Genomic DNA, 18167 nt, shown 5'->3' on the forward strand with positions numbered 1-18167 from the left:
GCCGCCGGTTCGACCCCGCCTCGGTGGTTCAGTCCGAGTTCGCCTCGCCCGTCGGGGAGCGGTCAGCGGCTTCCGAATCGGCTGGGTCGGCGGCTCCCGGGTCGGTCGGGCCGGCCGCTCCCGGAACTGCGGGGTCGGCGGCTTCACCGGCCCCCGCGTCGGCGGGGTCGGCGGCGGATCCCGTGTCCCCGAAGGAATCTTCCTCGCCGTCCGCCAGCGCCACATCAGCGTCCGTCTCGAACTGGTCGAGCGTCTCCGAGAGTTGGGCAGCGCGCTCGGAGAGCGACGAGACGGACTCCGAGACCTCCGCCAGCGAGGTGGTCTGCTCCTCGGCGGCCGCGGCGACGGTGTCGGCCTCGGAGGCGGTCTCCTCGCTGATCGTCGCCACCTCGTCCGCCATGGAGACGACCTCCTCGGTGGAGGCGGCCTGCTCCTCGGTCACGTCGGATATCTCCTGGACCCCGTCGTTGGTCTCGTCCGCGAGGTCGGCGATGTGTTCGAGGTCGTCGACGGCGGCGTCGACGCGCTCCGCGGCGTCGTCGATCTGCTCGCTCGTCGACTCGACCTCCGCCGTCGACCGGTCCATCTGGCCGCGGATCGCGTCGATCCGCGACTCCGCGGTCTCGGCGGCGTCTTTCACCTCGTCGGACAGCGCCTTGATCTCTTCCGCGACCACCTCGAACCCCTTGCCCGCCTCGCCGGCGGAGCGGGCGGCCTCGATGTTGGCGTTCAACGCGAGGATGTTCGTTTGCTCAGCGATCTCCGAGATCCGGTCTATCAGCTGGTCCACCTCGCTCACCTCCTCGTCGAGCGCGTGGATCGCCGCGACCGCGTCCTCGACCGTCTCCTCGGTCGCCTCCATCCCGTCGATCGCCTCCTCGGCGGCCTCCTGCCCGCGGTTGCCCGCCGCCGCCGTCCGCGCGGCCGCGTCGGCGACCTGATCGGACGAGGAGGCGACCTCCTCGATCGTCGCGGAGAGGTCGCTCATTTCGCCGCTCACCTCGGTCAGCGACTCGCTCTGGTCGGCGGCCCCCTGCGATATCTCGTCGACCGAGCCGGCTACCTCCGACGCCGTCTCGGCCACCTCCTCGGCGGAGGCGGTCGCCTGCTCGGACGCCGAGGCGACCTCGTCGGCGAACGCCGAGAGGCGGGCGTACGTCCGCTCTATCTCGGCTATCATCCCGTTGAACTCCTCGGCGATCGCCGCCATCGCCTCGTCGTCGGCGTCGGTCCGCATCCGCGCCGTGAGGTCGCCGTCGGCCGCCTCCCGCATCGTCTCGCCGTAGTCGTCGGCGGTCGACTGCAGCCGCTCGTTCCGCCGCGCCATCCGCTCGCGCTCGGACTCCGCGGCCTCCTGTGCGGTCTCCGCCTCGTCGATCTTGGTGCTGAGGGAGTCGCGCATCGCGCCGAACGACCCGTACAGCCGACCGATCTCGTCGATCCGGTTCGTCTCCAGGTCGACCGAGAGGTCGCCGGCCTCCATGCGCTCCGCGCGGTCGCGGAGGTCACGCAGCGGGCCGACCGTCTGCCGGCTCAAGGCGAGTCCGACGACGACGAGCGAGAGGAGGCCGGCGCCGATCACGGTCAGGACGCTGGTACCGACCGCGTCGCCCGCGGCGAACGCCTGCGCGGTCGGGACGGTGGTGACCGCGACCCACTCCTTGTCGCCGGTCGAGGCGTACGCCGCCACCTCGTCGTCGCCGCGCTGGAAGGCGGTCCCGTCGCGGGACGCGCCGAGTTCGGAGACGACGTCGCCGTCGGCGTCCAGCGTCCCGTCGCCGCCGGAGAGGATCGTCTCGCCGTTCGCGCCGACGATGGTCGTCTCCTGGTCGGCGTGGAGCTGCCGGAGGTTGTCGACCCGGTACTCCAGCGTGCCGACCAGCACGACAACGCGCGACTCGTCGCCCTCGACGGGGCTTGCGAACGCCATCACCTGATCGCCCATCGCGCTCGACTCGTAGGCGGTCGGCGAACTCCACACGTCGTTCGACGAGGTGAGGTCGACGCCCGGCTCGACGTCGGTCCACGGGGCGTCGACGCCGTCGACCGACTCGCCGCGGAGCGCGGGCGACGTGCTCGTGACGACGCTCCCCTCGGCCGTGTCGACGAGGTGGATCGCCCGCACGTCGACCGGGAGCTGCGCCTGCTTCTGGATCAGTTCACCCTCGGCGGTCCCGGCGTCCGCCCCCGCGAGCGCCTGCGTCGACGAGACGGACCGGGCGTGGGTCTCCATCGAGACCGCCCACTCGTTGATCGAGTCGGCGTACATGTCCACCGCGGAGGTGAGCTGCTGTTCGGCGTCCCGCTCGACCGTGGCCTCGGCGCTCGCGTAGTTCACGCCGCCGACGGCCGCGAGGACGACCACGACGAGGAGGATGGAGATGACGAACTTCGCCCGGTAGTTGCGCCGGATCACGCCCGGCGTGAGCCGCCTCGCGGCCCGAGAGAGGACCGAGTCGTCGGGGTCGCCCGGGGCGTCGTCGCTCCCGCGGGGGCCGGGGTCACTCATTCGCCCACCTCCGGGGAGACCGTCTCGACCACGCTGATCCCGTCGGCGTCGTACCGGAAGTACTCGTAGTCGATTCCGGAGACGTCGCCGTTCTCGTCGAAGACGACCTCGCTGGACGCACCCCGGTACTCGACCGGGTCGCCCGCGGCGGCGCGGCGCACGCCCTCCGCGAGCGTGTCCGGCGTGACCTCGGTGCCGCCGCCGGAGGCGACGTCTCGCATCTGCTCTCGGATCGCGCCCCCGTCGTTCTCGCCCGCGGCGGCGTTCGCGAGGAGGAGCACCGCCGCGGCGTCGTACCCGTTCGCGGTGAAGATCCCCGGATCGCTCCCGTACTCGGACTCGTAGCGCTCCGCGAAGGCGTCGTAGCCGGGACCGTTCGAGGACGGGGCGGTCCCGTAGACGTTCGACATCGGCTCCCCGACCTGCTCCGGGAGCGACGGGTCCATCATGCCGTCGGTGGTGAACACGGTCTCGTCGCCGGCGTGGCCGTCGTAGTAGTGATCGAATATCTCGACGCCGTCCTCCGGGTAGCCGATCACGAAGAGCAGGTCCGGCTCGCCCGAGAGCGCGGTTGCGAGTGGCTCCTCATACTCGTCGGAGAAGGAGACCTGTCGCTGTATCTCGCCGTCGAACGACGTGGCGAAGGCGCCGGAGAGCTGCCGGCCGTAGTCGCCCGCGATGTGGAGCGTCGCCGCCGACGACGCGTCGTGTTCGTCGGCCGCGAGCCCCGCGGCGACGACTGCCTGCAGCGAGTCGTCGGGCGCGGTCCGGAAGCTGAATCCGCGGTCGTTGAGGATCGAGAGCGTCGGCGTCGTGCTCGCGGGCGAGCAGTTGACGACTTCCGACGGGATGGAGGCCTGCTGGACCGCCTGGAGGGTCACGTCGGAGCCGAGCGGCCCGGCGACGGCCGGGAACCCGGCGTCGACGAGCGTCCGCATCGCGTCGATCCCGCCGCGAGCCGTCGTCTCCGAGTCCTCGATCTGCCACTCGACGTCGGCCTCGACCTCCGAGGAGTCGAGCTGTTTGCCCGGGAGCTCGACCGCGTCGGCGATCGGGGTCCCCACGGACTCCAACCCGCCGGAAAGCGCCATCACACCGCCGTATCGGAGGGTCCGCTCCGACAGGGGCGTGCGGCGATCCTCGGTGCGTTCGGCGTTCGATCCGAGACAGCCCCCGAGCCCGAAGGCGGCGGCTCCGGCCGTCGCGGCCAGCAGCTCGCGGCGACTGCGTTCCCGTATCGGTCTGTTAGGACACACACGCGTCCGGAACCAGCATCGGGTTTTAACCCCTCAGACTAATTTATCACTCTCGATAACTAGAGTGTGTGGTGTATTTCCAATCCCCGAGAGAGCGGTTGACACGCCGTTCGACGTGCGAATTGACGGGAACCGGGTGCGAATCGAAAAACACACGATCTGAGAAACGGGGCGAAGCGAGCGAGACGAAACGAAGCGCGGTCGGCGGTTCGCCGGCCGCGGTCAGGGAACCCGCGTCCGCGGATATATCGGCTCGTCGCCGGCCGTCTCCTCCTGGTCCGGCTCGCCGCCGGCCGTCTCCTCCCGATCGCGCGTCGATTCGCTCGGCCCCTCGTCGTCGGCGGCGTCGGACGACCGCGGGACTCGCGTCCGCGTCGCTATCGGGCGGACGGCGTGGCGTGCGAACTGTTCGTCGAGGGCGTCGAGACGTTCTTGCGGGGCGTCGCGTCGGTCTTCGGCCATCACACTCGATCCGTGTGGCCGGAGGCGGGAAACGGGAGTCGCACAGTAGCGAGGGTCTTTAACCGGGGCCCGGGCCGTCGACCGCCGCGTCGGGCGTCAGTCGCTCCGGCCGTGGACGTACGTCTGGTCGTGGTCGGGGAACACGTCGTCGACGGTCTCGGCGCCGTACTCGTCTGCGATGAGCGTCCGGAGCTCGTCCTCGTAGTCCGCCTTCGGGACCTCCTCGCTCGGCCCCTGTTGGACGTCGAAGGTGGCGTCGACGAGCTGGTCGACGGCGTGGCGGCCGAACCCGGAGAGCGGGGAGATGTAGTCGACGCCGTTGCGGTCTTCGAGGCTCTGCGCCTGCGCCCGCGACACCGTCGGGACGCGGTCGTCGCGGCGCGTCCCGTCCGCGATGGCGTCGACGTCGAGCGCGGCGATGGTCTCTAGGGCGTGCTCGTGGACGCGCTGGATCCCGTTCCGGGGGTAGCCGTCCGCGACCATGGACTCGGCGGCGGTCTCGGCCACCTCGGGGTCGAGGTCGACGCGCTCGAAGGGGAACCCGAGTTCGGCGGCCGCCCGCTCGGCGTGCTCCCAGTCGTCGGTGAGCCCGAAGCTCCCGGTGACACAGCGGACGTCGTAGAACCGGTCGAGCAGGTGGGCGGCGAGCGAGGAGTCTTTCCCCCCGCTGTACAGCAGCGCCAGCTCCATCTACCGGCGGCGGATGTCGAAGCTCTTCTGTTCGGGCTGGAGCTCTTTGAGCAGGTCTCGCATCTGGTCTTCGTCGATCTGCCCCTGAATCCGTCCGCTCTGCGCAAGCGCGGCGACCTGCTGTTTCACCTTCTCGCCGAACTGCGGTTTCGACATCTCGACCGCGTTGAGCCGCTGGCGGGCGCCGTCCGTCAGGTGCTGTTTCAACACCGCCTCCTGTTGGGCCTCGGCGCGCTGTTGGGCCTCCTGTTGGGCCTCGGCGGCGTCGCCCTCGCCGCCCTGTCGCTCGCGGAGCTCCTCCATCTTCTGTTCGCGCAGTTCCTCGAGCCGTTCGTCGTCGGGGTTGCCGCTCATACACGCCCGTTCTCGGTCCGTGCGAAAAACCATTTCGGAGGTCGCGACCTGCGCGGAGCGGCCGGATGCGGCCGCGCGCACCCCGCGGGGACCGGGACGGTCCGCGCCGTTTAAACGGGTCCTCGGCGTAGCCGGCGTCAATGAGCGAGTCGCGGGAGTTCTGTCCGCGCTGCGGCGACCCGGTCCCCGAGCGGCGCGACCCCCTTCCGGGCGAGCCGCGCGGGCGAGACGCGCTGCTCTGCGACGACTGCTACTTCGAGGACTTCGACCTCGTCGACGCGCCCGACCGGATCGAGGTGCTGGTCTGTTCCGGCTGCGGCGCCGTCAGGCGCGGCGAGTCGTGGCGCGACGTGGGCGCGCGCGACTACACCGACATCGCGGTCGACGAGGTGGCCGAGGCGCTCGGCGTCCACGTCGACGCCGAAGACGTCGAGTGGGGCGTCGAGCCCGAGCAGGTCGACGAGAACACGGTCCGGATGCACTGCCGCTTCTCCGGCGTCGTCCGCGACACCCTGCGCTCGGCGGAGGTGACGGTCCCGGTCAAAATCTCGCGCGGGACCTGCGACCGCTGCGGGCGCATCGCGGGCGGCTACTACGCCGGGATCGTTCAGGTCCGCGCCGACGAGCGCGACCTCACCCCCGCCGAGCGCGCGGAGGCGCTCGACATCGCGGAGTCGTACGTGGCCGATCAGGAGGCCGACGGCGACCGCGAGGCGTTCATCACCGAGGTGAAAGAGACCGACGACGGTCCGGACGTCAAGCTCTCCTCGAACCGGCTCGCGCAGAACGTCGCGACCCGGATCACCGAGTCGCTCGGCGGGAGCTTCGAGTCGTACCCGACGCTCGTCACCGAGGACGGCGACGGCAACGAGGTGTACCGCGTCACGTTCGCGGTCCGCCTCCCGAAGTACGCCGAAGGCGAGATCATCGACCCCGAGGACGGCGACGGCCCGGTCCTCGTCACCGGCGTCTCCGACCGCCTTCGGGGCGTGCGGCTCGCGACCGGCGCGGCGTACGCCTCCCCGTTCGCGGACGGGGAGGCCCCCGACGCGACCCGGCTCGGCGCCCGCGGCGACGCGGCGGAGACGACCGTGGTGACCGTCGAGGACGAGAACGCGATCCAGGTGCTCGACCCCGTCACCTACGAGGCGAAGACCGTGCCGAACCCCGCGTTCGTCGACGGCGACGCCGACTCGGTCCTCGCGTTCGAACACGGCGGCGACGTTCACCTCGTGCCGGAGGAAGGCGCGGAACGGCCCGCGGAGTCGGCGCCGAGTCGGGACTGACGGCTTCCCGAGGTTCGGCTCGGAGAGGAAACTGATCGTTCGTGGGAGCGGATCGAAAAAACGGCGCGGCGCGTCGCGGACGGCAACGCGTCGCGGTTAGTCTGCGCGGGCGGGCCGTTCGCTGCCGAGGGCTGCGGCGCGCTCGGAGTCGGTTACCTCGATGCCGCGGCGTTCGAGCTGCTCGATGAACTCGGACTCGCTGAGCCCCGCCTGTGCGGCCGCCTGCGACAGCGTCAGGGTTCGCGCACCGTACAGCGTCAGCGCACTCGACAGCCCGTTCGTGGCCATACATCCAGTAGTCGCGTGAGGGTTTATGAAGGTTACTACTTCATTGAGGGACCTGATACACCTTATACGATATATATTGACAGATGATCGGCACGGGAGTCATAATACGACGCCGGCTCGCCGCCCCTCGCCCGCAGGAGTTATACCGTTCTGCGGCCGACACGCCGGTATGGACAGACAACAGGTCATGGCGCTGTTCTTCGCGTTTCTCATGGTGAGCTCCATGGTCGCGTACGGCGTCTCGCTGCTGTGACGGCCGGCTCGCGGTAACCCCCGTCAGCCGTCGCCCCACACATCCGACAGCGGGTGGTCCTGCCGGCGCTCGGCGTCCCGCTCGGATCGGGTCCGGACCGACTCGTCGCCGGCCGTCCTGCTGTCGGCGGTCGCGTCGCCGCCGTCGCCTCCGCGGCCGGCGTCGTCGCGGGACGAACGACCGGTGCCGGCGTCGGCGGAACCCCTCGACCGCCTGCTCCGCCGTCCCGCGCCCGCGCCGCCCGACGGCGACGCGTCGATGCCGGCCAGCGCCGCTTCCGGGTCGAACGCCGGCAGCGACGGGGTCGTCATCGCGTCGACCTGATCGCGGAACCAGTCGGGCGTGTCGGCCTCGGCGCGCTCGAAGAGGTCGAGCAGGGAGTCGTCCGCGAGGTACGTCGCGCCGTGGTCGTCCGGGGCGCGGACGACCCGCCCGCATGCCTGAATGACGGTCCGGAGCGCGGTGCGGTGGTACCACGCCCACTGCCCGTCTTCGAGGCGGCGGGCGACCCGCGAGTCGTTCGTGTTCCGGTACGGCGCCTTACACACCACCTGCCAGCGACAGAGGTCGCCTTTGAGGTCAAGCGCCTCCTCCATCTTCACCGAGACGAACACCTCCGGGTCCGAACTCGCCTTCCACGCCTCCAACTCGCCGTCGCGGTTCTCCCGGTCGTGGCGCCTGACGCGCGCGGCGACGCCGAACTCGCCTAGCCGTTCGGTGAGCCGCTCCGCGATGTCGTACGAGTGCGCGTGGATCAGTCCCTTCTCGTCGGGGTGTTCCGCCATCAGCCGGGCGATCAGCCGGGCGATCTCCGGGGTCGTCTCGTCGCGGTGCTCGTAGGTCATCGACCCCTGCGTCACGTCGTACAGGGGCCGGTTCGCGAGCGGGAACGTGTGTTCGACGTCGACGAGGGCGACGTCGGCGGGGTCGAGGCCGACGCCGCGGCAGAACGCCTCCTTCGAGAGGATGGTCGCGGAAAGCAGCGCGAAGCGGTTGCCGCGGTCCCACACCGTGTGCCTGAGGTACCGCGCGGGGTCGAGCGGTTTGATCTCGACCGCCGTCCCCTCGCCGCCCGGCTGGTCGACAACCCACGAGGTCGGGGACTGGGGGTCGCGGTAGTCCTCTAAGAACCAGCCGAGTTCGCTTATCAGCTCCTGAAGCCGGTCGCGGCGGGCGACCTCCTCGCGGTCGAGTTCGGGCTGGCCCACCAGCTCGTCTTTCGCGCGGCTCGCGGCGTCGCGGAGGGTCTCGACGAACCGCGCGGTCCGGTCGAGCGCGTCCTCCTTGGGACCGGCGTCGGCCGCGACGTCGGGGACGCCGACGTCGTCCCACACCGGGACGCGCTCGGGCGAGATTTCGATAGTGGCGTACATCTCGGCCCACTCCGCCAGCCCGTGCGCCTCGTCGATGACGACGACGTCCCGCTTCCGGAACACCTCGGAGCCGGCGGTGCGCATGAAGTACGCCAGCGTCATGGCGGCGAACCGGTTGCCGGAGGCGATGGCGCGGTCGGAGAAGTACGGGCAGCGGTGGCGGATCGAGCAGTCGAACCCCTGCTGGCGCGCGCAGGGCGCGCGGTTCACGGGCGTGTCGTGCTCGCCGGGGAGGACGCAGTCGTAGTTCGACTTCCCGCGGATCACCGCCAGGTCGTCGAGTAAGTCGTCGGCCTCGACGTCGTCGATCTGCGACACCTGCGGGGTCGTGTAGTAGGCGCCGGTCGCCTCGCTGGGGGCCGCCTCGCCCGCGGTCTCGGCCGCGCCCATGATCGCGCGGGCGAGCAGCGACTTGCCGCTGCCCGTCGGCGCGCGCACTAACACGACCCGGTTCCCGGCCGCGAACGCGTCGCGGATGTCGTCGAGGGCCTGCTCCTGCGCGCCGCGGTAGCTCGGCGCGGGGAACTCGGCGGGGATCCGGCTCGGGTCCACACGACGCCCTCGCGCGCTGGCGGGGTTAACTTTTGCGAGGCTAAGTCTCCGTTCTCAAGGAGCAACGCAGGGGGCCAAGCGATCGAGTAGCGTTAACGAGAGCGAAGCTCTCGTTCGCACATCAGAACGCTCCGCGTTCTGAGGACGCAGTAGGGCGGGGATACAGCCGACACGAGATTGGGCTCTCCACAAAATCGAATACCCTAACCAAAGAATTATATGACAATATACTGATAGTAGAAGTGAGCCCGATGGAATACGACCTCGATACGGGAGCGCACTCGACATACTCCCTACACTACCACCTCGTCCTCGTCGTGAAATACCGACGCGAGGTGTTCAACAAAGAACTCCGAGATTTCTTCCGCGAGGTCGTGAGCGGGTTCGCTGACAACTACGGCGTCGAAATCAAAAACCTCGAAGCCGACCGCGATCACGTTCACCTCCTGTTCAAATCCATCCCCACAACCGACCTTGCCAAATTCATCAACGTCTTCAAAGGCGCGTCTGCTCGACGCATCCGCAACGAATACGCCGACCACATCGAGGACAAACTGCGGGGCGACTCGTTTTGGACAGACCCGTACTGCCTCATCACCACAGGGCAAGTATCGCTGGACGTACTGAAAGAATACGTCGAGAACCAGCGGGAGCGTGACGACGAATGAAACAGACTGCCGAGAGGACGGTCGTGGCGAAAATCCTCACCGACGACCTTACGCAGTCGAAACTCGACGCCATCAATCACGAGTACGAAGCGTTCCAGCGATACATTCGTGGTGACGAAGACGCCGACCTCTACTCGGCCACGAAACAATGCGCCGACGCCTACGTGGACACCGACAACCTGCGCGACGACCACGACTACCCGTGGTTCATCCGCAACGACGTGTTCGACGTTGGCGTGGACGTGGAACAGCACGACACCGACCTGACGAACTGGTGGCTGAAACTCCCCGTCTCACAGGTCTGGGGTGGCGTGAACGTCCCGATTCAACCGCACGACGAGATCCCCGACGAGGCCGACGTGAAGGACTCGAAAATCGTTCAGGAGGACGGAGAATACTACGCACACCTGACGGTTCGGCAAGAAGTGGAAGTTAGGGAGGAGTACGACGGTGTTATCGGCGTTGACTTCGGTGTTCGATGGGTGGCAACGTCGGTGGCGTTGCCTTCCCGTAACACCGAGTTCTACGGTCGAGAGATTCGCCGTATCCGCCGTCACCATCACAATCTTCGCACTCGTCTCCAAGAGAAGGGAGCCTACGACACGCTCCAGTCGGTCAAGGGGAAGGAATACCGTCGCGTGAACGACCGCCTCCACAAGATTTCTCGCGCTATCGTGGAGGAAGCCGAAGAGCGCAACGCGCTCATCGTGGTCGGAAACCTCGAAGGAATCCAGAACCAAGACCTCGGTGCGGAGATGAATCGTCGGCTCCACTCGATGCCACACCACACGCTGAAAAAGTATATCGAGTATAAGGCGACGTTCGCGGGTGTTGCGGTAAAGTCCGTGAACGAGTATATGACGAGTCAGACGTGCTGGCGGTGTGGCGAACAGGAAGCGACGACCCGCAAGGAACAGGGCCGGCTCCTGTGCCATGAGTGCGGGTTGGACGACAATGCGGACAAGAACGGTGCGACGAACATCGCAAAGAAAGGACTGGGTAAGGACATCGCGTGCCCACTATCCAGTCTCGGCGCAGTATGTGAACCTGCGCTCGAACCGAGCGGTGCTGACCAAGCCTCTGTAACGGTACGCTTGCGAGCCGACTTGGAAGCCCCTGCCTCAACGAAGCGAGTTGTCAGGCGAACGAAGTAGGTAGGGGTAGTTCACACCCTCGCTTGGCGGACGGGGCAGCGGTGGATCGGCCGGGAGCGACGGGGCCGCCGGTGCCGCGCCGGCCGCGTCCGACCGCGCAAGCTATTCGTGGCCTGCCCCGATACGAGAACGAGAGCGATGAGCGACGACGGAATCCTCGGATCGCTGTCCGCCGTGGGCCTGTTGAGCCTCTGCTGTATCGGGTTCGGCGGGCTGGCGGGCGGGGCGGCGGTGGTCGGCGGGTCCGCCTCCGCGAGCGCGTTCGCGACCGGGGCGACAAGCGCCCGCGGCGCGCTCGTCTCCGGGGCGGTCACGTTCGGGACCGTCCTCCTCGCCGCCGTAGTGATCCGGTGGCGGCTGAATCGGTAGCGGGACAGGACGGCGGCCGGAGGCCGAACTCACTCCCGCCCGTGCGTCTCGATGTTCTCCCAGACGACCGCCATCAGCTCGCCGGTCTTCGCCACGAGGTCCTCGACGGCGCCCTCGTCGACGCCGGCGGCCGAGGCGCAGCCGAGGTCCCGGATCGCCTTCGTCGCGGAGACGTGGTGGACGTGGACGCGGTCGTCGCCGGCGCGCTCGTACACGGGGTGGTGCACGGGAGCATCCCGGCGAGCGTGGGGTCGATGCGCAGGGCGTCGTACGCGATCTCGGGGTGACAGACGACGATCAGCGCCGTCCGCTCGACGTCGTCGTGACCCAGCATCCCCTCGATCATCTCGTCGAGCCGGGTGACACGCACCGTCTCGAAGTCGGCCAGCTCGTGTTCGAGCTGGACGAACGGCACCGCGTCCTCGAAGGGGAGGTCGACGGTCGTGTGGAGCGCCTCGTCGGCGGTCGGCGCGGGGGGTGCGGCGTCGCTCATGCCGGCGGCTCCCGTCCCATTGATAAAAGCTGTTTCGCGGGTCCAACACCTGCCGCTACCTCTGACAGGAGGCCGCGGCATCCGCGGAAGGTGCCGCGTCCGGCGACCGACCTACTCGTCACCCGGAGGCGTCGCGTCCGCGTCGCCCGCGTCCGTCTCCCGCCGGTCGCGGACGACGAGGACGGGGCCGACCGAGGCGGCCGCGACCCGCTCGCTCTCGTCGCCGTACACGAGCGACCGGAGCGAGGGCGCGCGCTCGCCCATAACGACCGCGTCGTGGCCGGGGACCGCGTCGACGAGCGCGTCGAAGGCCGAGCCCGCCGCCGCCAGCGTCGTTTCGGTGTCGATCCCGGCCTCGCGGAGCCGGTCGGCCGCGGCCGCCAGCCGCGCCTCGGCCGTCTCGCCGTCGGGGGTTTCGGTCGTCCCGCTCCCCGCGGACGCGCCGGCGTCCCCCGCGGCGTCGTCGCTCGCGGGCGGCCGCTCCCCGGCCGCGAGGAACAGCGTGACGCCGATAGCGCGGCCGCCGACGAGCGCCTCGACGAACGAGAGGACCCGGTCGACGTCGACGTCGCCCGAGAGCGAGACGAGGAGCCGGTCGACGTCGCCGGTCGTCCCGGGGACGACGAACGCGTCCGCGTCGACCTCCCCCGCGACCCGCCGGACCGTCTGCTCGCGGTCGTGCGTGAACACGAGCCGGTGATCGGCCGCACCGCCTTCGGCTCCGAACTCCCGGGTGACGTCCTCCAAGGCGGCCGTCGCGCGCTCCTCGAACTGGAGGCGGGCTTGGTCCGGCGGCGTCTGCTCCGGCAGGACGTGGTAGCCGAGCACGGTCACGTCGACCGCGCCGAGCAGCGATAGCAGGCCGGGCGAGACGCTCTCTCCGTCGAGCACCGCGATGGGTACGAGCACGCGTGTCATCACAGGACCCCCTTGAGTGCCACGTCGCGGGCGTAATAGAAGTACCACCCGGCCGTGGCGGCGATGACCGCGATCCCGACGAGGATCGACAGCCGGTTCATGAAGGCGATCAGCCCGAAGCTGGCGATCGCGCCGAGGACGGGGATCACGGGCCCGCCGGGCACGACGAAGTCTGGGTCGTACCACTCGGGGCGGTCCCGGCGGATGGCGACGAGCGCGACGCACATCAGCCCGTACATGATCAGGTGGAGGAAGGAGGCGACCTCCGCGAGCAGCTGCACCTGTCCGGTCGCCGCGAGGACGACGACCGGGCCGCCGGCCATGCCGAGCGCGACGTGCGGCGTGCCGTACCGGAGGTTGACCCGGCTCGCCCACCGCGGGAGGAGCGCGTCCTTCGACACGCCGTAGATCGCCCGCGAGGTGCTGAGGACCGACGCGTTCGCGGACGACATCGTCGCGAGCAGGCCGCCGACGATGATCACGAGCGCCCCGGTCGGCCCGAGCAGCGCGCGGCCGACCTCGACTATCGCGGTCTCGCCGGCCGCCAGCAGGGCGTCCCGCGTGAAGACGTTCGTCGCGACGAAGATTGTCAGCACGTACAGGACCGTGACGATCAGCACCGATCCGACCATCGCCAGCGGGAGGTTGCGCCCGGGGTCTTTCAGCTCCCCGGCCACCGTCGCGACCTGCGCGAACCCGAGGTAGGAGGTGAACACCAAGGCGGCGACCGAGAGGACCGGCCCGGCCCCCCAGACGTTCGCGGCCTGCCCGGACGGCGTGTCGACGGCGACGAGCCCGAACGCCTCGAGGAGGCCGAACCCGAGGAAGACGACGAGCATCGAGAGGAGGAGCGCGACGATGCCGTTCTGGAGCTTCGCGGCGTTCTCGGTGCCCGTGACGTTCAGGACGGTGAACCCGACGCCGGCGAGGACGGCGATGACGGAGACGATCGCGCCCGACCCGGCGCCGACCGTGACGCCGACCTGCGCGAGCGCGTCGAGCGCGTAGTAGCCGAGCCCGACGAGGTAGAAGGCGGTCGCGAACACCAGCCCGAGCCACAGCGACAGCCCGATGACGGTCCCGGCGAGCGTCCCGAGCCCGCGCGAGACGAAGTAGTAGCCGCCCCCGCTCCGCGGCATCGCCGTCGCCAGCTCCGAGGTTGGGAGCGCGACGAGGAGCGCGATCAGCCCGCCGACCGCGAACGAGGCGGCCGCCGCCGTCCCGATCTGTCCCCCGGCGAGCCCGGGGAACACGAAGATCCCGGCCCCGATCATCGTCCCGATCCCGATCGCGAGGCCGCCTGTCAGTCCGATGGTGCGTTCGAGCTCCGCGTCCTCGGTGATCGTCGCCCCCCCGGTCTCGACGACGGCCTCAGCGGCCGGCGCGTCGCCGTCGAGGTTGCGGCCGCTCGGCTCGTCGGTCATGTGTCACCGCCGACGGACGGCCCCCGCATAAGTGTGGGGAGCCAGCGAGTCGTCCCGACGGGGGTCACGCGGCACCGTTCGACCGTTAGAAAGCGACATCACAGAGGTCTCGAGCGGAGACCTGACTCCGTCAGTGGGTTTCGCTCGCTTCGAGAAATGCTCCGGCTGGGATTTGAACCGGAATCAGACGTGCTCGCTTCGCTGCGCGCGACTGATAGGGTTCAATCGGCTCGCATCGATTTCTCTCACTTCGTTCGAAGAAATGCTCCGGCTGGGATTTGAACCGGAATCAGACGTGCTCGCTTCGCTGCGCGCGACTGATAGGGTTCAATCGGCTCGCATCGATTTCTCTCACTTCGTTCGAAGAAATGCTCCGGCTGGGATTTGAACCCAGGTCATCACCGTGAGAGGGTGATATGATTGGCCGGACTACACCACCAGAGCACGCGTCCGCTCTGCGCAATATCCGGTACGAAAGGAGATTGTAAAACAGTTCCGTTTCGACGCCGCCGTGCCCCGGTTTGTCGTGGCGAGCCGCGCTCAGACGTCGACGTCGAACGGGTCCGACTCCGCCTCGGTCTCGCCCGCCGCCGCACCTATCGCGGCGAGGAGGTCCGCGACCGCGTCGAGGTCGCCGGTGTCGATCACCTCGACCGGCGTGTGCATGTACCGGTTCGGGATCGAGACGTTGAGCGCGGGGGTCCCGCCCCGCGTCGTGTAGAACGCGTCCGCGTCGGTCCCCGTCCGGGTGCCGGCCGCCTGAAGCTGGACGTCGACGTCGGCGCCTTCGGCCGCGTCGCGCGCGAGGTCGACGAGGACCGGGTGGTTTGCGCTGCCGCGCCCGATCACGGGGCCGGCGCCGAGTTCGACCGGGCCGCGGCGCTCGCGGTCGACGTCCGGATTGTCGGTGGCGTGCGTGACGTCGACCGCGACGAACGCGTCGACGTCGTCGAGGTCGACGCCCACCATCCGCGCGCCCTGAAGCCCGACCTCTTCCTGAACGGTCGAGACCGCGTAGACGGTGGCGTCGACGCCGCCCTCTGCGGCGCGCCGGAGCCCCTCCGCGGCCGCCCACGCGCCGGCCCGGTTGTCGACCCCGCGGGCGGCGATCCGGTCGCCGGCGAGGTCGCGGACGCCGGTCGAGAAGGTGACTGGGTCCCCGACTTCGACGTGCTCGCGCGCCTCCTCGGCGTCCTCGGCGCCGATGTCGACGAACTGGCCGGCGACGTCCTCGTACTCCTCGTCGCCTCCGTCCCGCAGGTGGATCGCGGTCTGCCCGATGACCCCCTGGGCCGGCTCCTCGGCGTGGACCGTGACGTGCTGGCCCTTCGAGACGGTGCGGTCGGAGCCGCCGATCCGCGCGATCCGGAGGAAGCCGTCGTCGAGCACGTCGCGGACGATGAACCCGATCTCGTCGGCGTGGCCGGTGACGGCGACCGTCGGCGCGTCGGGGTCGCCCTCGTGGACCGCGACGGCGTTGCCGTACGCGTCGGTGTCGACGCTGTCCGCGAACTCGCGGACGTAGTCGGTCCAGACCCGCTGTGCGGCCGTCTCGAACCCCGAGGGACTCGGGGTCGCGAGGAGGTCGTCGAGGAACGCTCTGCGCGTCTCTTCCATGTCGGTGACTGTGTCGCGTCCGGCAAGAAGACATCGAAGCGGGTGCGCGGACCCCCGCAGGGCGGGCGGCCGCGGGCCTCCGCGGCGGCGCGAACGACCCGGGCGACACAAGCGCTTTGAGGCGTCCGCCCATCCTATCCGTATGGACATCCTCCGAAGCGCCCGGGCCGTCGTCGAGGCCGAGGGACCGGGCGTCGTCGACTGGGACCGGGCCGCGGCGGCCGCGAAGAGCGCCACCGAGCCCGGGTCGGTCGCGCTCACCGACGCGGAGCGCGCGGGCTACGCCGCCGACGTCCGCGACGCCCGCTCGCGGCTCGCGGCGGTCGCCGGGATCGACTTCGACGTGCCGGACGCTATCGAGGTGCAGAACCGCCACCACTGGATCGACGCGAGCGTCGGCACGTTCCGGCGCGTGATGGACCCGATCGAGGCGGCCGCGGCCGGCGAGACCGGGGAGGTGGGCGGCGACTCCGGGGGCAACGGCGCCGCCGGCGGCCGCGCCGGGACGGACTCGATAGACGTGCTGCCGGACGACTCGGTCGGGCCGGTCGGGTCGGCGCCCGGGACCGCGCTCGTGCAGGACCTCTCGCGGGTCGCCAACACGGGGTCGATGGCGTTCGCGCTGGGCTTCCTCGCGCGGAACGTCCTCGGCCAGTACGACCCGCTCCTCCTTGCCGACGAGCCGGACGCCGACCACGGGCTCTACTTCGTCCACCCGAACATCGTCGCGGTCGCCGCCTCGCTCGACGTCGACTACCCGCGGTTCCGTCGGTGGATCGCGTTCCACGAGGTGACCCACGCCGCCGAGTTCGGCGCGGCGCCGTGGCTCCCGGAGTACCTCGAATCGCGCGTCGAGCGCGGCGTCGAGGGAATGGTCGGGGGCGCCGGGGGCGCGGCCAGCGGGCTCGACCCCGACGCGTTCGCGGAGCTTCAGGCCGCGATGACGGCGGTCGAGGGGTACGCCGAGGTGCTGATGGACCGCGCGTTCGACGGCGAGTACGCCGACCTCCGGCGGAAGCTGGACGAGCGCCGGGGCGGCGGCGGCCCGGTCCGACGGCTCGCGCAGCGGCTCCTCGGACTCGGCCTCAAGCGCCGGCAGTACGAGCGCGGGGCCGCCTTCTTCCGGCACGTCGCGGACGAGCGCGGCATCGAGGCCGCCGGCGCCGTCTGGGAGCGCGCCGAGAACCTGCCGACCGCGGAGGAGATCGACGACCCCGAGGCGTGGCTCGTCCGCGTCGACCCCTGAGGCGCCGCGGTCGACTCACTCCAGTTCGAGGTCGCGCTCGCGGCGCTCCCCGCCGCGGTCGGCCTCGGCCCGGTCGGACCGCTCGTCGAGGTCCTCGGTCGCCAGCAGGCGGTCGAGCCGCCGCTCGAACTCGGCCTCGTCTATCTCGCCGGTCGCGTAGCGGTCGCGCAGCGCCGCGATCGGGCGGTCCGCCGACGCCGCGTCCGTCGATCCGACGGTCTCCCTCTCCTCCGCGGGCGCGACGAGCGGGAAGTCCTCGCCCAGCACCAACACCAGCGGGATGAGGATGAAGAAGCCGGTGATGAACAGGGCCGGTCCAAGCGTCACCAGCGGGGCCGGGAGGAGGACGGCGGACAGCGAGGTGAGGCCGAACGACAGGACCGCGATGAGTCCGATGAGGCGCTTCTTCTCGAACGTTGGGAGGGCCATACCCGACGGGTTTCGTCGCGCCGACAAAAACGTGCTGTTGAGTTGGCACGTCGGTCGGTCGTCGCGTACGCCCGGCGTCGAGTCCGACCGGCCCGGGGTCGACGACGCGCCGACGACGCGCCGCCCGCCCGCGACCGACGGCTATTCCTCGCGGGCGCGCCCACGGCGATCCGTGCTCAGGTACGTGACGACGAACCCGGGGAAGGTGCGCGAGGCGGAGCGGTACCTCCCGGACGGCTCGGTGGAGCGGCTCGACTTCGACTACACGGAGATTCAGGCCGACGAACTCGGCCCGATCGCGGCGCGGGGGGCCCGCGAGGCGTACCGCCACGCCGACGCGCCGGTCCTCGTCGACGACGCGGGGCTGTTCGTCGAGGGGCTCGACGGTTTCCCCGGCCCGTACTCCTCGTACGTCGAGGACACCCTCGGGGTCGAGCACGTCCACGAGATCGCGGCCGAACTCGACGACCGCCGGGCCGCCTTCCGGTGCGTCCTCGGCTACTGCGACGGGGAGGGGTTCGCCGCGACTCCCGACCCGGTCGACCGCGGCGACCGCGACGCGGCCGCGGCGGCGGGACCGGACGGGGAAGCGGGAGACGGGAGCGACGGCGGGAGCGCCGACGCCGACCCGCTCCCGGTCAAGCTGTTCGAGGGGTTCGTTCCGGGGCGGATCGTCGCGCCGCGGGGCGACGGCGGGTTCGGCTACGACCCGATCTTCGAACACGACGGCGAGACGTTCGCGGAGATGGACACCGACCGGAAGAACGCGGTGTCGCACCGCGGGCGGGCCTTAGAGAAGTTCGCGGAGTGGTACGCGGACAGGTAG

Annotated in this window: 17 protein-coding genes, 1 tRNA gene and 1 pseudogene; 6 read left to right on the forward strand and 13 right to left on the reverse strand. The window is 70.0% G+C overall.

What is annotated here, in order from left to right:
- Positions 1-28: 28 nt before the first annotated feature.
- The 5 genes from KI388_RS10745 to KI388_RS10765 form a co-directional block, all read right to left on the reverse strand.
- Positions 29-2509: a methyl-accepting chemotaxis protein gene (locus tag KI388_RS10745; RefSeq protein ID WP_215086623.1), complete on the reverse strand. Its 2481-nt coding sequence runs from the start codon at positions 2507-2509 to the stop codon at positions 29-31.
- Positions 2506-3765, reverse strand: a complete 1260-nt coding sequence (locus KI388_RS10750) for an ABC transporter substrate-binding protein (protein ID WP_215086624.1) — start codon at positions 3763-3765, stop codon at positions 2506-2508. The genes KI388_RS10745 and KI388_RS10750 overlap by 4 nt, the downstream gene beginning before the upstream one ends.
- A 222-nt stretch (positions 3766-3987) precedes the next feature.
- Positions 3988-4227, reverse strand: a complete 240-nt coding sequence (locus tag KI388_RS10755) for a hypothetical protein (RefSeq protein ID WP_215086625.1) — start codon at positions 4225-4227, stop codon at positions 3988-3990.
- A gap of 96 nt (positions 4228-4323) precedes the next feature.
- The gene (locus KI388_RS10760) at positions 4324-4917 is read right to left on the reverse strand and encodes an asparagine synthase-related protein (RefSeq protein ID WP_215086626.1); all 594 of its coding nucleotides are present in this window, start codon (positions 4915-4917) and stop codon (positions 4324-4326) included.
- A complete protein-coding gene (locus tag KI388_RS10765) occupies positions 4918-5271 on the reverse strand; it encodes a DNA-binding protein (RefSeq protein ID WP_215086627.1) in 354 nt (117 codons plus the stop codon).
- 140 nt (positions 5272-5411) lie between these two features.
- Here KI388_RS10765 and KI388_RS10770 point away from each other — a divergent pair, with 140 nt between their 5' ends.
- Positions 5412-6557, forward strand: a complete 1146-nt coding sequence (locus KI388_RS10770; RefSeq protein ID WP_215086628.1) for a 60S ribosomal export protein NMD3 — start codon at positions 5412-5414, stop codon at positions 6555-6557.
- A 96-nt stretch (positions 6558-6653) separates the two neighbouring features.
- Here the strand turns inward: KI388_RS10770 and KI388_RS10775 are convergent, their stop codons facing one another.
- Together KI388_RS10775 and KI388_RS10780 are read right to left on the reverse strand one after the other, a co-directional pair.
- Positions 6654-6845 carry a UPF0175 family protein gene (locus KI388_RS10775; RefSeq protein WP_215086629.1) on the reverse strand — a complete coding sequence of 64 codons (192 nt, stop codon included), beginning with the start codon at positions 6843-6845 and terminating at the stop codon, positions 6654-6656.
- A 276-nt stretch (positions 6846-7121) separates the two neighbouring features.
- Positions 7122-9023 (reverse strand): ATP-dependent DNA helicase, encoded by a 1902-nt coding sequence (locus tag KI388_RS10780; RefSeq protein WP_215086630.1) that lies wholly within the window; start codon positions 9021-9023, stop codon positions 7122-7124.
- Between the two features lie 251 nt (positions 9024-9274).
- Here KI388_RS10780 and tnpA point away from each other — a divergent pair, with 251 nt between their 5' ends.
- From tnpA to KI388_RS10795, 3 genes are all read left to right on the forward strand, one after another.
- Positions 9275-9691 carry an IS200/IS605 family transposase gene (gene tnpA / locus KI388_RS10785; protein WP_215086631.1) on the forward strand — a complete coding sequence of 139 codons (417 nt, stop codon included), beginning with the start codon at positions 9275-9277 and terminating at the stop codon, positions 9689-9691.
- Positions 9688-10845: an RNA-guided endonuclease TnpB family protein gene (locus tag KI388_RS10790; RefSeq protein ID WP_215086632.1), complete on the forward strand. Its 1158-nt coding sequence runs from the start codon at positions 9688-9690 to the stop codon at positions 10843-10845. The genes tnpA and KI388_RS10790 overlap by 4 nt, the downstream gene beginning before the upstream one ends.
- 138 nt (positions 10846-10983) lie before the next feature.
- Entirely contained in the window at positions 10984-11214 is a 231-nt protein-coding gene (locus KI388_RS10795) for a hypothetical protein (RefSeq protein ID WP_215086633.1), read from the forward strand.
- Between the two features lie 29 nt (positions 11215-11243).
- On the opposite strand, the pseudogene KI388_RS10800 reads toward KI388_RS10795, so the two are convergent.
- The 5 genes and pseudogenes from KI388_RS10800 to KI388_RS10820 all read right to left on the reverse strand — a co-directional run bounded on the left by KI388_RS10800 (position 11244) and on the right by KI388_RS10820 (position 15666).
- A pseudogene (locus KI388_RS10800) lies at positions 11244-11707 on the reverse strand (DUF302 domain-containing protein).
- A gap of 111 nt (positions 11708-11818) precedes the next feature.
- Positions 11819-12625 (reverse strand): universal stress protein, encoded by an 807-nt coding sequence (locus KI388_RS10805; RefSeq protein WP_215086634.1) that lies wholly within the window; start codon positions 12623-12625, stop codon positions 11819-11821.
- Entirely contained in the window at positions 12625-14049 is a 1425-nt protein-coding gene (locus tag KI388_RS10810) for an APC family permease (RefSeq protein WP_215086635.1), read from the reverse strand. Before KI388_RS10810 ends, KI388_RS10805 begins: the two co-directional genes overlap by 1 nt.
- 369 nt (positions 14050-14418) lie before the next feature.
- Positions 14419-14493 (reverse strand) — tRNA-Glu (locus tag KI388_RS10815).
- 96 nt (positions 14494-14589) lie between these two features.
- Positions 14590-15666: a M20/M25/M40 family metallo-hydrolase gene (locus tag KI388_RS10820; protein ID WP_215086636.1), complete on the reverse strand. Its 1077-nt coding sequence runs from the start codon at positions 15664-15666 to the stop codon at positions 14590-14592.
- A 142-nt stretch (positions 15667-15808) separates the two neighbouring features.
- On the opposite strand from KI388_RS10820, the gene KI388_RS10825 reads away from it, so the two are divergent.
- Positions 15809-16912: a zinc-dependent metalloprotease gene (locus KI388_RS10825; protein WP_215086637.1), complete on the forward strand. Its 1104-nt coding sequence runs from the start codon at positions 15809-15811 to the stop codon at positions 16910-16912.
- 15 nt (positions 16913-16927) lie between these two features.
- Here KI388_RS10825 and KI388_RS10830 read toward each other — a convergent pair whose 3' ends face one another.
- Complete coding sequence (locus KI388_RS10830; protein WP_215086638.1) at positions 16928-17341, reverse strand: SHOCT domain-containing protein; 414 nt, start codon at positions 17339-17341, stop codon at positions 16928-16930.
- A gap of 172 nt (positions 17342-17513) precedes the next feature.
- Here KI388_RS10830 and KI388_RS10835 point away from each other — a divergent pair, with 172 nt between their 5' ends.
- Complete coding sequence (locus KI388_RS10835) at positions 17514-18167, forward strand: non-canonical purine NTP pyrophosphatase (protein ID WP_215086639.1); 654 nt, start codon at positions 17514-17516, stop codon at positions 18165-18167.

The organism is Halorubrum sp. 2020YC2 (genome assembly GCF_018623055.1).
Lineage (GTDB): Archaea > Halobacteriota > Halobacteria > Halobacteriales > Haloferacaceae > Halorubrum.